The following is a 14,379-nucleotide window of genomic DNA, read 5'->3' as shown; positions in this document are numbered from 1 at the left end:
ATGGAATATGAGGAAATCATGGATATGATTGTAGGAGAATTAACCCAGCGGGCACTTAGCCGGCAGCGAGAGGAAGATGAGAACCTCGATCAGCTTATTCTGCGGCAAGCTGAGCTAAGGGCTTCGATAGAGCGATATCTGGCAAAGCTTGATGAACCAGATAGACAGATTTTTCAGGAATACCTTGAACTCAATTTGGAGATTTGGGGATTTCAGGAAAAGTACCTATATCTACAAGGAGCAAAGGACTGTGTGCGGCTTTTGAAAGACCTTGGTGCTCTATGACATTAATCTTGCCGATGAAGAAAATACAAGATGGGAAGCCATGGTTGTACATAGCTTCCCATCTTGCTCATAACACCTAACTTCCCATCATAGCCCAAAACGCAGATATATATGGTTTATCCGTAATATTGATTTATCAATTCCATTTTGAACTTCCAATAAGTAACTGTGTTTGATTTTTCGTTTTCACGTGCAGCTCGCATCAGTTCGTTATTTGTAAAAATCATGCCATGTTTTCTTAAATCATTAAAATCAGTTTTAGATATCGTAGGGTGGAATGAATCTAAACCAGACCCCACGTCTTTTGTAATAATGATATAATTCGAACCGTTTTCTAAAATTATGTCATTTTCATTTATATCAAAGTTTTCATGCCCAAACCCAATAATAGCCATTCAGTTTTCACCTCAAATATTAAAATAAAGCAGCTTTTCGTGTTCACGACAAAAATAATATTCAGCGTCCAATTTATGTAAAGTTATTTACCCGCTGCTCAATTGCTCAAATCCAACGTCGCTTATTAGCCAACTGGCTGCTACAGCAGCACTTCATCCAATTGCCCATTATATATAAATAATGGGCACACAGCACTTGATTATATGTGATGTGTAAATAATTAAAGTGTTATTACAATAATACCATGTTTTCAAACATAAATAAACCGTTTTTATCCAGCCGTCACAAATTGTGGCGGCTTTTTCAATACCCATAATCAAACTCAGAAAGGAAGAAGCCCATGGCAAGAAAAGTAAAACCCAAAGCCCAGCCGCAGGAGGAGGTGCGGATACAAGAATTTCTGGATATGATCACCCCTTCGGTAATCAGGTTTAATACCGACCATTTCATCTGCGGCAATACCTACCGCTGTGTTTGGGCGCTCCGGGAATATCCTACTGCAACCGATGAACAGGCTATCCTCCGGCACCTTGGGGAGAAGGATGGCGTTACTCTGCACCTTTATACCCGACATGTCACCCCAGTGGAGGAAAAGAAAATCATCACAAACGCTGCCAACAAAAACCGGATGCAGAGAACCAGTACGCAGGATCTCCAGCAGACCGTGACAGCAGAGTCAAATCTACAGGACGTGGCCACCATTGTGGCACAGATGCATCGGAGCCGGGAGCCTCTGCTCCATGCCGCTGTATATATTGAGCTGACTTCCCATGATTATGACCAGCTGAAGCTCCTGCAGACGGAAGTCCTGACAGAGTTGGTACGCTCAAAACTTAACGTGGATCGGCTGATGCTGCGCCAGCAGCAAGGTTTTATCTGCGTCATGCCCTCTGGATGGAACGTGTTTGGGGATCAGTTTGAACGGGTGCTGCCTGCCAGTTCTGTGGCAAATTTGTATCCCTTTAATTACTCCGGGAAAACAGACTCCAATGGTTTCTACCTCGGCAGGGATAAGTTTGGCAGCAATATTCTGGCGGACTTCAACCGCCGCGCCGATGACAAGACCAATGCCAACATTCTCATTCTTGGAAACAGCGGTCAGGGTAAGAGTTACCTGCTAAAGTTAATCCTGTGCAACCTACGAGAATCCGGCATGCATATTATCGGGTTAGATCCGGAAATGGAGTATGAGGATCTGACCATCAATCTCGGGGGCTGTTTTATCGACCTCATGTCCGGCGAGTTCATCATCAATGTGCTGGAACCAAAAAGCTGGGATGAAACTGGTGATCCCAAAGATACGGATGCACCCCAGGCATTCCGCCAGACCAGCAAGCTCAGCCAGCATGTCAGCTTTCTAAAGGATTTTTTCCGCACCTACAAGGACTTTACGGACCGGGAGATCGACACCATTGAAATCATGCTGGGGAAGCTCTATGAAAAATGGGGCATCACGGACCGCAGCAATTTTGACCGCTTAAATCATTCAGATTACCCGATTTTATCTGATCTGTACGATCTCATTGAAAAGGAATATAAGGGCTTCGATGAAAGCCACCGCCAGCTCTATACAGCCGATTCTCTTCGAGAAATCTGCCTTGGACTTCACTCCATGTGTAAAGGAGCGGAGTCCAAGTTTTTTAACGGCCATACCAATATCACCAGCAATGATTTTATTACCTTCGGTGTCAAGGGTGTGCTAAATGCAAGCAAGAATTTGCGTAATGCCTTGTTGTTTAATGTGCTTTCCTACATGAGCAACGAACTTTTGACTACCGGAAATACTGCAGCCAGCATCGACGAGCTATACCTGTTCCTGACGAATCTCACCGCCATTGAGTACATCCGTAACTTCATGAAACGAGTCAGAAAAAAAGAAAGCGCCGTTATCCTGGCATCACAGAATCTGGAGGATTTCAACGTAGAGCATATCCGTGAGCTGACCAAGCCCTTATTCTCCATTCCGACCCACCAGTTCCTGTTCAACGCTGGCTCTATTGATGCCAAGTTTTACATGGATACGCTCCAGCTGGAGAAATCCGAATATGAGCTGATCCGCTATCCTCAGCAGGGTGTGTGTCTTTATAAATGCGGCAATGAGCGGTACAACCTGATGGTTCATGCACCAGAGCATAAGGCAAAGCTGTTCGGAAAAGCCGGAGGTCGCTGATGACCACCCGAAACATAGGGCGAAGGGAGGATAGTCTATGGACATGAGAGAGCAGCGCTTCGGCATTGAGATAGAGATGACCGGCGTAACCCGCGAACAGGCAGCAAAGGTTGCTGCGGAATACTTCGGGACCGACAGCCACTATGACGGAACCTATTATAATACCTACTCTGCTTTGGATTCGCAGGGACGGAAGTGGAAGTTTATGAGCGATGCCAGCATCACGCCCCAGCGTAAGTCCGGGCGTCAAACCATATCAGCTTCGGATGAATACAAAACTGAGATGGTCAGCCCTATCTGCCGCTGGGAGGATATCGAAACCGTACAGGAACTGATCCGCAAGCTGCGAGATGCTGGCGCCATTGCAAACTCCAGCTGCGGCATTCATGTGCATGTGGATGCCTCCCCCTTTGATGCCAATACCCTGCGAAATATCACCAACATCATGGCTGCCAAGGAGGATATGATCTACAAGGCACTGCAGGTAACCGTAGCCAGACAACACCGCTGGTGCAAGCCGGTGGACAATCGTTTTCTGGAAGAACTCAACCGCCGTAGGCCCAAATCATTGGAGCAGGTCAGCCGTATCTGGTATGACGGAGAGGATGGCCGCCATGAGCATTATCACGATAGTCGTTATCATTGCCTTAACCTTCATAGTGTGTTCCAGAAAGGTACGGTTGAGTTCCGTTTATTCAACAGCACCACACATGCCGGTAAGATCAAGTCATACATTCAGTTGTGTATGGCAATTTCCGCACAGGCCCTGAATCAGAAGTGTGCCAGCCGTACAAAGACCCAAAGCACCAATGAAAAATATACCTTTCGTACCTGGCTTCTGCGCCTTGGACTCATCGGGGATGAATTTAAGACTGCAAGGCTTCACCTGCTGGAGCATTTGGATGGCTGTATTGCGTGGAAGGACCCTGCTCAGGCTCAGCAGCAAAAGGAACGATTAAGGCAGAAAAAAGAAAAGGCTCTAGAGGAAGCGGCTCATACACCATCACCGCAATTAGAGCAAACAATTGAAAATGAGCAGGAACAGGCCGGGGTTGATGAGCAAAGCCCCGGCCTTTCTATGTCAATGTAAAAGGAGGTATTCAAATATGAAAAATGAAACCCTGTATATTGCCTATGGCAGTAACCTGAATCTGCCGCAGATGTCTTTTCGATGCCCCACTGCCAAGGTGGTAGGGGTAAGCGAAATCAAGGACTATGAACTATTATTTCGCGGCAGTCGCAACAGCGCTGTTGCAACTGTGGAGCCTCTTGCGGGGTTCAGCGTTCCGGTGCTTCTGTGGAAGATCCGACCAAAGGATGAGCTTGCACTTGACCGTTATGAGGGCTACCCGAATTTTTACCGCAAGGAGCTGTTTCCTGTGGAGCTGGGCGGACGATCTGTTAATGCCATGATGTATGTGATGAATGACGGTCATCAGCTGGGTGCGCCGTCAGATTACTATCTCAACACGATTCTGGAAGGCTACCAATCTGCAGGTTTTAATTCGGATTTTCTGGAACAGGCGGTGGAAAAGTCCATTCGTTTGGCACAGGAACAGCAGGAAGCCGAGCCGGAACAGGGCAATTTGTTTGGACAGAGATGGTGGTAAAAAAACAAGCCGTACCTTGCGGTACGACCTGTTCTACTTCTCTTCCTTCTGCATCGCTTCCATAGTCGCGTACAGAATGCGCAGTTGGCTTTCATTGCATTGTCGCATGCGCCTCTCGGTTTTACGGAAGGCTTCATCCTCGCGTTCAGGGAAAAACAGTGCATCCAGCGAAAGGTTCAATGCCTGAACCAGACGATACAGCAAATCAATGGAAGGTTTGCGGTGTTCACTCTCAATATGCTTTAAGTGTGTGGGCGTAATACCGACCAGCTCTGCCAATGCTTCGTGGGTGTAGTGCTTATCCAGCCGCGCCGCCCGGAGCGCAGAGCCCAAGACACCCTTTTGTAATTTGTTATCCATCTCTATCAGCTCCTTTTATTATTAGCTTATAGTTTCCAATTCCACTTAAAAATAAGCTTTGAGAGAATTATAATATCTCTTAAAGCTAATTAAAAGATATAAGAACGGAGGAAATAAGAGAATGACATCAAAGGAAAAAGCAAAGCTGATCAAGCAGGCAGGGCGGTTATACCTGCTGGGACACTCGGTGGAAAAGCACAGAAGCGAGCTGCGTAGACTGGTAGAACAAAAGGTACCCTATGATTCTCCACAGATGGCAGATGCTCTTGCAAAATTTGAAGAGGCGGACAGTGAATGGAAGCGTCTGGAGCAGGAACATTTAGACTTTCGCAGCCGGCTCGGTATTAAACAAGATCAATTAATTGAATGAGGAAAACACATATGCCCTCCGGGAATTCTCCGGAGGGCATATGTGTTTGAAAGGAGGTTATCCATGGCAGATCCTGCAACCATCACACTTGCAGTCAAAGCAGCAATTGCGGCCGCGTCTGATAAACGAACATGGAAGGCGGTGGGTGTTCTCATCGCTACCATATTAACGCCCTTTATTCTGATCATCGTCATGATCACAAGTCTTTTGTCAGGAACCGCAAACCACAACAATGCCGCTGTTGCACTTTCTTTTCATGGTGGCGTTATATCCGGTCAGGTGCCGGAGGACTATCGGCAGTACATTGAGGACATGCGACAAAGCTTCTCGGAACTGGACACAGCAATCTCCGAAATCACTCCCCTGATAGAGGACGGAAGCCTTGACTCCACGCAGGTCAAGGCCATTTTTTATGCTCTGTATTTCGGCGCAGATTCCCTGCGTGGGATGGATTACCAGGTATTTTCGGACTGCTTCGTCCGTTATGAAGAACGAACCCGCACCTGGACAGACGAGGATAAGGTGGAACATAAGGAAACCTATACCGTAGCGGTTCCCCTTACCTCCCTGCCGGAAATTTATGCAAGACTGGAAGAAACGCTTGGTCTGTATATTTCCTACGAGAAGCAGGCCAATGCATCAGAAATCTATTACCGGGCATTGCATGGAACCGGCGCACCCGGTGAAGGCGATGGATTTGACCAGTGGGCAGACTGGCTGCCGGAGCAGCTCTCTGGTCTGACGTATGATTTGCCTGTGGGTGAGATTGGAGCTGGGGCTGTTCAGCTTGCACTATCCCGTCTGGGAGATCCCTATTCACAGGAGCGTCGTGGGCAGGGCGATTATACGGACTGCAGCTATCTGGTGCAGTGGGTATACCGCCAGTTGGAAGTTAAGCTCCCCGGTACCGCTGCCGAGCAAGGTAAATACTGTGTGAACAATGGGCTTTCTATTTCAAAGTCCAATCTGGCACCCGGTGATCTAGTGTTCTGGAGCCATAAGGTAAATGGACGTTATCTCAATATTACCCATGTCGGCATCTATGCAGGTGATGGCAAGGTAGTAGATGCCTCCTCTTCAAGAGGACAGGTGGTATACCGGAATTTGTTTGATGCAGATAAGCAGGTGCTGTATGCAAGGCCCTATGTTGAAAACAAGGCTCAGGCATCTTCCTCTGGTTTGCACTCCCCGTTGGGAAACGGCTGGCGCTCCATGGTCACTTCGGAGTTTGGCGGAAGAACAGATCCAATCACAGGGGCATGGTCGGGACATTCCGGACTTGACCTGGGGGCGTCTAAGGGGACTCCGATCCGTGCAGCTGCCGCTGGAACCGTACAGACGGTCAGCTATGGCAGCACCGGATACGGATATTATCTGACCATTGACCATGGCGGAGGAATGGTTACTCTGTACGGACATTGCTCGGACTTGCTCGTTACGCAGGGACAGACGGTAAAGGCCGGGGAAATTGTGGCTAAGGTGGGCTCTACTGGACGAAGTACCGGGAACCATCTGCATTTTGAGGTGCGGATAAACGGAACGGCCCAAAACCCAAGAAGCTATCTGCCATAGGCAGAAAAGAAAGGAGTACGCTATGTTGAAAAGGCAGTGGAGCTTCCGGATGCGGAATACACCCGTTTCCGTTCCGGGTTGCTTCGGGACGCTCCCTTCATTTCAGAGAGCACGGATTCCATGTACATGGAGAAAAACGGAACATATCATTGTCTTCTGGGCCATTTATTTTGATGAGATACAAGAGCAGTACGGTGTGAATCTAAAGGACAGCGAATACATCAGCACGATGCTGTGTGACCTTCTCTCGGTTCGGCAGGAAATGGCTGAAATTGAATCATTGGAGGACTGTCTCGACATGACCTTCTATCTGGATTACTGCCCAAATCTGGAGAATGACACTTTGAGTGAAGGGGATGCCGGAGATCAAACATTGCGCTTAAAGGAGCTGATCCGTGTACCCTTTGAAAACCTCCATCTTGTGCATCACGAGGTGGATATGGACCCTTCCACCATTGTGTATCTTGACTCTGCCACCTTGACAGAGGAAGGAAAACAGGCATGGGAGGATGTGCTGAATGCGCAGGTGCTTAGAGTGTTTCACGGAATTTATGGCATGCAGGCGGAGTGTGCGGGAGTATCCTCTCAGCGCCTGACTGAATTTGCCCGGATGCTTGCCGGGGATTGTCCCTGTGAGGATTATGACCGCTGGGTCAGAGAGCCGGAGGATACTCCAGGCATGGAACTGAAATTGTAAAAGAAGGAGGAATTAACCCATGAGTACAACCGAATTGAAGCTGTCCTTTCCAACGGAAAAGCTGGAAGCCCTCCGTTTTTTCATGGATAAAAAGGAGCTTACCATTGAACAGGAGCTGCAGGATTATCTGGATAAAACCTATGAAAAGGCAGTTCCGGCGCAGGTGCGGGAATATGTAGAGAGCCGCATGGAGCAGACGCCCGTGTCACAGGAAACACAGGGGTCTCCCCCGGTTAGAGAACGTCCGGTACGCCAAAGCCGCCGCCAGCGGGAGCAGACTGCTGCAGAGTCTCAAATGGACGCTCCCCCTCAAGAAGAACCATCGGAGGATTCGCCGCAGGAAACCCAGAGCATGAACATGAGTATGTAACAACAGAAAAAGAACAAGGAGGTGTTAGTCATGATTAAGCTTGGCATAGACAACGGAAATTACAATACAAAATCCTCGGAGGGGATGCTTTATGCCTCCGGCTTTGCGGTCAGCGACCGGGAATTCATTACACCGGAAATGCAGCTGTTCTATGAAGGCAGCTATTTCGCGATTGGAGAACGTCGCCTGCGCTTTCAACAGGATAAAACCAGAGAGCAGGATACGTTTATTCTTACCCTGCCGGCCATTGCGGAAGCCATGAAGCGCTTGGGTGTGAGCAGTACCGACATTATGCTGGGTGTGGGGCTTCCCATTGACAGCTATGGCACACAAAAGGAGGCGTTCCGCCGGTATTTTCTGCGGGAAAATATCTCCTTTGTGTTCGAGGGCAGACCTTACCAGTGTCGTATTGCAGACTGTAAGGTGTTCGCACAGGGACATGCGGCGTTGTGCCGCTATTATCCTCAGCTGAAGGAATACCGCAGCATTACCCTCGTTGATATCGGCGGTTATACGGTGGATGTTCTTACCGTCCACAATTTCAGACTGGATAGATCCAGCTGTGCCAGCCTTCGGATGGGGACCATCACCTTATACAGCCGCATTCAGGATGCCCTTCAACGAAGCGGCATCCTGCTTTCAGACACCTTAATCACTGATGCTATCCAGGGCAATATTCAGCATACCGCCAGCAGGCAGATCGGAGAAACTGTCGAGCAAGAAGTATCGGCCTACTGCAAAGAGCTGTTTAATGCACTCCGAGAACGGGGGCTTGATCTGCGGCTTCCCACTGTGTTTGCGGGCGGCGGTGCTGAACTTCTGGAATCCCGGCTGCGCGGGGATGGACTCAATACTGTGGCGGTGCTGAACCGGTTTGCAAATGCAGACGGGTACAAGCTCCTTCTGGGTTAGGAATATGCGCAAGCGTTACTATCTGTCTTTTGATATGGAAGATCCCAGACACCGGGAGACCGAGCGGCTGTTCACGCAGCAGGCCAGCCGCCAGCGCACAGAATTTGTGGTGTCCAGTATTCTCGCCTTAGAGCAAAATGTTCAGCTGGAACAGGTGGTGCGGCAGGCTGTTCGGGAAGAACTGAATCAGCTCCGGGTAACAGTCCCTTCTTCGACAAATGTGCCGGAGCCCTCTGTGTATCTGGAGGAGCTCCCTGACAGCCTGATCCATGCATTGGAGGAATTGTAACGGCTCCACTTCCCTGCCTAATACCTGTTAAGGTAAAAATAACTTGCACCAACTTGGCGCAGTTTTTCGGTATGGGTGTAAACGGTATGCACCAACTTGGCTCACTTATTTATTCAAGAATTCTATGAAAAGGAGATGTTATCTATGAAAACAGTGGTAATTTCTGTTTGCTACAGCACAGAAAGGCTGGAGGCCCTCCGGCAGTATCGGACAGAAGCAGAGCTGCAGGAAGGACTGGAATCGGTGCTTCCCGCGCTTTATGAAAAGTATGTTCCCTCCGATGTGCGGGAACGAATTGAAGCAGCGGTGGAAGACAGCGCGTAGTGTGAGCGCTGCCTCTTTTTTTCTCTGAGGTTCGCGCTGCGAAAATCAGTGTGTGGATGAAAGGAGGATCAAAACGAAAAGGTCTTTCTATCCCGGATTGAGAGTATTTGTGAATTCGGCTCTTATGAATCCTCGCAGGGCGAAGAGCAGGTACCCGGAATGAATCTTAAACTCTAAATGACAGGAGGATTGAAATGGGTGACGAATCAATCGAGCTTTGGCTCAATAAATACCAATATACCGCACTGTCGGATATCCTTTATGAAAACGGCACTAACATAAAAGCTGTCATGCAGGAAAAGCTGGTGGAGCTATATGTACAAACCGTTCCCGAACAGGAACGAATTGAAATTGAGAACCGGATTAATGCAGAATGCCTTGATACTGAGCAGCGCGCACAGGAGATGCGACGGTTTTCCGTATACCATGTGACAGAAAACGGCAACAGCCATTACTTCGAATCGGATTACTGCTTGGAACTGATGCAGTTGGCGTTGTTGGTACGCAGATACCAACGCGGTGAGCTAAAATATCAGCCGGAGAGCTTTACAGCCCTGTTCCGGAATTCTGTTTCCATCAACGCCGTACAGTTTGAAGAATACGTGAAAAAGCGAATGGACAATAGCGGTCAGATCACCGGCGTGTTTGACATTGACTTTGACCGGCAAATGATTTCTGGAGTCAATATTATGGATGGTTGGAAGGCTTACTCCATGAAGGACACCGGCACTGCAGCCTATTACGCCTACCGTGCCAATTATCTTCCAGAGGATAAGCGCTGGCCTATTTTTCTTGAACATCTCGAAGGGTGTGAGCTGACACAGCCTGCTCCACTGATCACGGCAGGTTGCCGCAAGCTGGAGGAAGGTGATATCTCCTTTTCAGACGAGATCATGGAAACGGATGGGCGCCTCAATTTTTATATCAATGTCCCCTTCAACGTGGACGAGATATTCGGAACCCATGTGGAAACAACGGAAAACGATGACTGGATCAATGTCTACGCCAACTATGATACCGTTCATGGACAGGTGTGTGATACCCTGGACATTGTCTTGAATCGTGGGGATGGCTCCTGCGAAGAACTGGCCTATCGGCTGGATGATCATGAAAAAAAGCTTTTGCTGAGCAAAATGCAAGACTACTGCATGAAGCAGGAGGGTATGACGCTGGAGGATTACAGCCTCCAGCTGCAGGAGGAATCCGAGCCGCTGACAGGCCCAGACACGCAGCAGATGTAGATACGCCACGTTACCGCCCGTGTGCCCCTGTGTCGCGTTCTTCCGGCTGGGGTGGCAGCGTTACACCATAAGGGTCTGTAAGCCCCTTGTTGGAGCCGTGTGCGCACAAGCTTGACGGCTGGAGAAACAAGGAAAGTCGTGGTGAACCATGGGGTCGAAAACGATGCAGGATAAAGCAAGGGGCTGTAAACTGCCCCTTGCGGTCACAGCGGACGGCAGTGCCGCCCGCATTTTACGGAGAAACCAAGGATTTCCAGATACGGTGAGCGAAATTTCCCCAACCTAAAAAAGGTGCTGTAAATGGGGCTTTTGGCTCTGTAGGGTGCTGTAATCCTCTAAAAGTCCCGGCATTGGAGGGCTTTGCAAGGTGCTGTTATAGGTGATACATCAAAAAACAGGAGAGGTGAAGCGATGAAAAAGATAAATAATGACTTGAAGCAAAGAGTCACCGCATGGCTCTATCCCGAAATGATTGCCAACATGGAAGCGCTCATGGCGGCAAATGACATGAAGAATCATACCGAATTTATTTCAAAGGCAGTGGATTTCTATATCGGCTATCTGGGCAGCAAAAGCAGTACAACCTTCCTCTCCCAAACCCTACTGGGCTCTATACAAGGCACGCTGCAGAACACTGAAAACCGGGTGGCAAATAATTTGTTCAGGCTTTCAGTGGAAATCAGTATGATGATGCATCTTTTGGCAACCACGCTGGAGATTACCGATGAAGAACTGTATCGGCTCCGTGGTCGGTGCGTTGCTGAAGTAAAACGAACCAGAGGTAAAATACGTCTGGACGATGCGGTGGATTTCCAGAGCAGTCCTGAGACGGAAGAATAATGGCCCGAATCATTTTAAAGTGCCCCTATCTCAAAGGAGGCGAAAAGACAGCCGCCCATCTGCATAACCTCGTCAAGTATATCGCCACCCGCGACGGCGTGGAAAAGATGGAAAATGGCCGAGAGCTTTGGCATGCCACAAAAAAGCAGAAGGATTTGATTGTGCAGATCCTCCGGGAGTTTCCCGATACCAGGGATTTGTTTGAATATGAGGACTACTGCGAAAACCCCAACCGGAAAAATGCTTCTGAATTTATCACCATCGCACTGGAACAGAACCTTGATAAAATCAGCGGTCGGGAAAAATATCTGGATTACATTGCAAACCGGCCCCGTGTCGAAAGAATTGACCGCCATGGTCTGTTCACCGCTGGAGATGAACCACTCATCCTGTCACAAGTTGCTGAAGAAGTATCAGAACACGCAGGAAATGTATGGACGCCGATTATTTCTCTGCGCCGGGAGGATGCATCCAAAATCGGCTATGACAATGCTGCTGCTTGGAAAGCTCTGCTTTCCTCCAAAGCCATGGAGTTTGCCGAGAACTTAAAAATTCATCCTGATCATCTGAAGTGGTATGCAGCCTTTCACAATGAATCCCATCATCCCCATGTCCACATGATCTGCTACAGCACCGAATCGAGGGAGGGTTACCTCACCAGACAGGGTATTAAAAAATTGAAATCTTCCCTTGCAAATGAAATCTTCCGTCAAGAACTCATTCCCCTTTATGGAGAAAAGACCCAGCGGCGGGATGCCTTGAAAGAAGAAGCTGCCGGAGCAATGCATGAATGCATCCGGCAAATGAAAAACGGTGTTTTGCAAAGCAGCCGTATGGAGCAACTCATCATCCACCTTGCGGAACGCTTGCAGAATACCTCCGGAAAAAAGCAATATGGCTACCTCAAGGCGGACCATAAAAATGTGGTGGACGAAATTGTAGATGAGCTTGGGAGAGACAACCGTATTGCAAAAGCCTACGGCCTGTGGTGGGAGGTCAGGGGTAGCATTGAATCCGTCTACACCGAAACTCCGTCAGACGACCCGCCGCCTCTTTCACACTGTGATGATTTCAAAGCCATACGGAACATGGTTATTCAGGAAGCGCTGCTGATTGGCTCCATGGCCTTTGAGGAACCGGCATCCTTGAATATGGCTCTCCCGGAGCCAGAGGATGAGCGGAAGATACCTTTCGATGAAATGACAGAGGACGAAAATCAGGAACCTGATGATGATTTCAGAGGACCGACTGTTGAAGAACGGAATGAAGCCTCTGCCAGTAAGAAGTCATCAGGCTCATGGTGGACAGACGAGTACAAACTGGCAAAGCAATATTTGTACGGCGATGAGGATGCCGGGATTTTGCAGGACTTTGAAAAGGCCCGTGAACTCTTCCTTGCGGAAGCGGAGGCAGATAATCCTCTCGCCCTGTATGACCTTGGCCGAATGTCCGCGGATGGTCTTGGCTGCGAAGCGGGCATCGATGAAGCATACCGCTGGTACAAAAAGGCCCTTGCCGTTTTCCATACTGCGGAAGAAGAAAAGCCTTGGAAGTACACCGAGTATCGTATCGGCAAAATGTATGCCGCAGGACTTGGCACAGAGCAGGACTATCTGCAGGCGGCAGATTGGCTCACCCTGTCTGCGGATGAGAACTACAAGTACGCGCAGTATTCCCTTGGCGGTCTGTATTACCATGGCAAAGGCGTGGATCAGGATCATGAAACCGCATTTGCCCTCTACACACGCTCGGCGGATCAGAGCTTTCCCTATGCCAGTTTTGAGCTTGGGAAAATGCTGCGGGACGGAATCGGCTGTGTAAAAAATCAGCAGGATGCTGACCGCCGCTTCAAGGAAGCCTTTCTCGGTTTTGTGTCCATGGAGGAACAGAGTCATGACGATAAACTCCAATACCGGCTGGGCTGGATGCTTTTAAACGGCGTGGGTACAGACAAAGATGAAGCCAGGGCCAAAGAATACTTTGAAAAGGCGGCATCCGTGGGAAATCCCTTTGCCTGCTATCAGCTTGCCAAGCTCATCCTCTCCGATGAAAAAGCACAGCTGCAGGAAGTGGAGAAAGCCCTTGCTTATCTCAGAAAAGCGGTGGAGGCTGAAAATCCCTATGCCGCATATTTTCTCGGCAAGCTCTATCAAAAGGGACAGCACGTTCCGCAGAATATCTCCGAGGCAGTACGGCTCTATACAATGTCGGCAGAACAAGAAAATGACTTTGCTGCATACCGGCTCGGCAAGCTGTATCTTGGCGGTGATGGTGTGCTGAAAGATGTGGAGTCTGCCATTCGCTGGTTGACCTTTGCCTCGGACAGAAAAAATCAGTTTGCCGAATATGCCCTCGGCACCCTTTACCTCAAAGGGGAAGATGTTCCGAGAGATATCCCGAAAGCTCTGGAATACCTGAAACGGTCTGCCGGGCAGGGAAACCAGTTTGCACAATACCGGCTGGGTAAGATTTATCTCATGGGCGAGGATGCGCCCAAGGATATACAGGCTGCCCTGCAATTTCTGGCGGCTTCCGCTGAACAGGAAAATCAATATGCGCAGTACACCCTCGGCAAGCTATATCTGATGGGAAAAGAAGTCCCAAAGGACAAGGCTGCCGCTGTTCGATGGTTTACCCTCTCGGCAGCACAGGGCAATATTTATGCCCAATTTTTCCTCGACCATATGGACAGTTTCAAAGACCCTTCTGCCCTTATGGCAGGCACCCGCCTGCTGCATCATATGAGTCGTATTTTTTCAGATAATGTACCGCCGCTAAAACCGATTGGTCAGCGGACAGACCGGAAACTCCTGCGTAAGCTTCGGGAGAAGAAGCAGGCACAGGGTCACGCAAGGGATGATCAGGAGCAAACCATGTCTTTATAACGATTGGAGGAATCTGATGAACAAACAGAAAAAGAAATGTAACCAGCAGTCTACCAAA

16 protein-coding genes are annotated in these 14,379 nt (G+C 48.9%); 14 read left to right on the top strand and 2 right to left on the bottom strand.

Going from position 1 to position 14,379, the window contains the following annotated elements:
• Positions 1 to 285: a hypothetical protein gene (locus CLFS41_RS23645; protein ID WP_045093652.1), complete on the top strand. Its 285-nt coding sequence runs from the start codon at positions 1 to 3 to the stop codon at positions 283 to 285.
• 116 nt (positions 286 to 401) lie between these two features.
• On the opposite strand, the gene CLFS41_RS23640 is transcribed toward CLFS41_RS23645, so the two are convergent.
• Positions 402 to 680, bottom strand: a complete 279-nt coding sequence (locus tag CLFS41_RS23640) for a hypothetical protein (protein WP_045093651.1) — start codon at positions 678 to 680, stop codon at positions 402 to 404.
• 341 nt (positions 681 to 1,021) lie between these two features.
• Between CLFS41_RS23640 and CLFS41_RS23635 the strand changes: the two genes are divergently transcribed.
• The 3 genes from CLFS41_RS23635 to CLFS41_RS23625 are packed head-to-tail and all read left to right on the top strand — an operon-like array spanning position 1,022 to position 4,461.
• Positions 1,022 to 2,851, top strand: a complete 1,830-nt coding sequence (locus CLFS41_RS23635) for a DUF87 domain-containing protein (RefSeq protein ID WP_045093650.1) — start codon at positions 1,022 to 1,024, stop codon at positions 2,849 to 2,851.
• A gap of 37 nt (positions 2,852 to 2,888) precedes the next feature.
• Entirely contained in the window at positions 2,889 to 3,941 is a 1,053-nt protein-coding gene (locus CLFS41_RS23630) for an amidoligase family protein (protein WP_045093649.1), read from the top strand.
• A 16-nt stretch (positions 3,942 to 3,957) separates the two neighbouring features.
• On the top strand, positions 3,958 to 4,461 hold the full coding sequence (locus CLFS41_RS23625; RefSeq protein WP_045093648.1) for a gamma-glutamylcyclotransferase family protein: 504 nt from the start codon (positions 3,958 to 3,960) through the stop codon (positions 4,459 to 4,461).
• Positions 4,462 to 4,494: 33 nt separating this feature from the next.
• On the opposite strand, the gene CLFS41_RS23620 is transcribed toward CLFS41_RS23625, so the two are convergent.
• Positions 4,495 to 4,821, bottom strand: coding sequence for a helix-turn-helix transcriptional regulator (locus CLFS41_RS23620; RefSeq protein ID WP_045093647.1), 327 nt, complete (start codon positions 4,819 to 4,821; stop codon positions 4,495 to 4,497).
• Between the two features lie 121 nt (positions 4,822 to 4,942).
• On the opposite strand from CLFS41_RS23620, the gene CLFS41_RS23615 reads away from it, so the two are divergent.
• The 10 genes from CLFS41_RS23615 (at position 4,943) to mobP3 (ending at position 14,321) form a co-directional block, all read left to right on the top strand.
• On the top strand, positions 4,943 to 5,191 hold the full coding sequence (locus CLFS41_RS23615) for a hypothetical protein (RefSeq protein WP_045093646.1): 249 nt from the start codon (positions 4,943 to 4,945) through the stop codon (positions 5,189 to 5,191).
• Between the two features lie 105 nt (positions 5,192 to 5,296).
• Positions 5,297 to 6,763 (top strand): peptidoglycan DD-metalloendopeptidase family protein, encoded by a 1,467-nt coding sequence (locus CLFS41_RS31045; RefSeq protein WP_347468858.1) that lies wholly within the window; start codon positions 5,297 to 5,299, stop codon positions 6,761 to 6,763.
• A 196-nt stretch (positions 6,764 to 6,959) separates the two neighbouring features.
• Positions 6,960 to 7,460 (top strand): hypothetical protein, encoded by a 501-nt coding sequence (locus CLFS41_RS29135; RefSeq protein WP_152649068.1) that lies wholly within the window; start codon positions 6,960 to 6,962, stop codon positions 7,458 to 7,460.
• A gap of 19 nt (positions 7,461 to 7,479) precedes the next feature.
• Positions 7,480 to 7,830 (top strand): DUF6103 family protein, encoded by a 351-nt coding sequence (locus CLFS41_RS23600; protein ID WP_024345923.1) that lies wholly within the window; start codon positions 7,480 to 7,482, stop codon positions 7,828 to 7,830.
• A gap of 30 nt (positions 7,831 to 7,860) precedes the next feature.
• Positions 7,861 to 8,742: a ParM/StbA family protein gene (locus tag CLFS41_RS23595; protein ID WP_045093644.1), complete on the top strand. Its 882-nt coding sequence runs from the start codon at positions 7,861 to 7,863 to the stop codon at positions 8,740 to 8,742.
• A 4-nt stretch (positions 8,743 to 8,746) separates the two neighbouring features.
• Entirely contained in the window at positions 8,747 to 9,031 is a 285-nt protein-coding gene (locus CLFS41_RS23590; RefSeq protein ID WP_242856901.1) for a plasmid segregation centromere-binding protein ParR, read from the top strand.
• A gap of 144 nt (positions 9,032 to 9,175) precedes the next feature.
• Complete coding sequence (locus CLFS41_RS23585) at positions 9,176 to 9,355, top strand: DUF6103 family protein (protein ID WP_045093642.1); 180 nt, start codon at positions 9,176 to 9,178, stop codon at positions 9,353 to 9,355.
• Between the two features lie 194 nt (positions 9,356 to 9,549).
• Entirely contained in the window at positions 9,550 to 10,596 is a 1,047-nt protein-coding gene (locus CLFS41_RS23580; RefSeq protein WP_045093641.1) for a hypothetical protein, read from the top strand.
• Positions 10,597 to 11,007: 411 nt separating this feature from the next.
• Positions 11,008 to 11,436, top strand: coding sequence for a hypothetical protein (locus tag CLFS41_RS23575; RefSeq protein ID WP_045093640.1), 429 nt, complete (start codon positions 11,008 to 11,010; stop codon positions 11,434 to 11,436).
• The gene (mobP3, locus tag CLFS41_RS23570) at positions 11,436 to 14,321 is read left to right on the top strand and encodes a MobP3 family relaxase (protein ID WP_045093639.1); all 2,886 of its coding nucleotides are present in this window, start codon (positions 11,436 to 11,438) and stop codon (positions 14,319 to 14,321) included. Before CLFS41_RS23575 ends, mobP3 begins: the two co-directional genes overlap by 1 nt.
• Positions 14,322 to 14,379 lie beyond the last annotated feature (58 nt).

Origin of the sequence: Clostridium sp. FS41, from assembly GCF_000954015.1 — a bacterium.
In the GTDB taxonomy this organism is placed as follows: Bacteria; Bacillota; Clostridia; order Lachnospirales; family Lachnospiraceae; genus Enterocloster; species Enterocloster citroniae.
The sequence above is the reverse complement of the archived record's forward strand: the minus strand, read 5'-3'. Positions and strand labels throughout refer to the sequence as shown.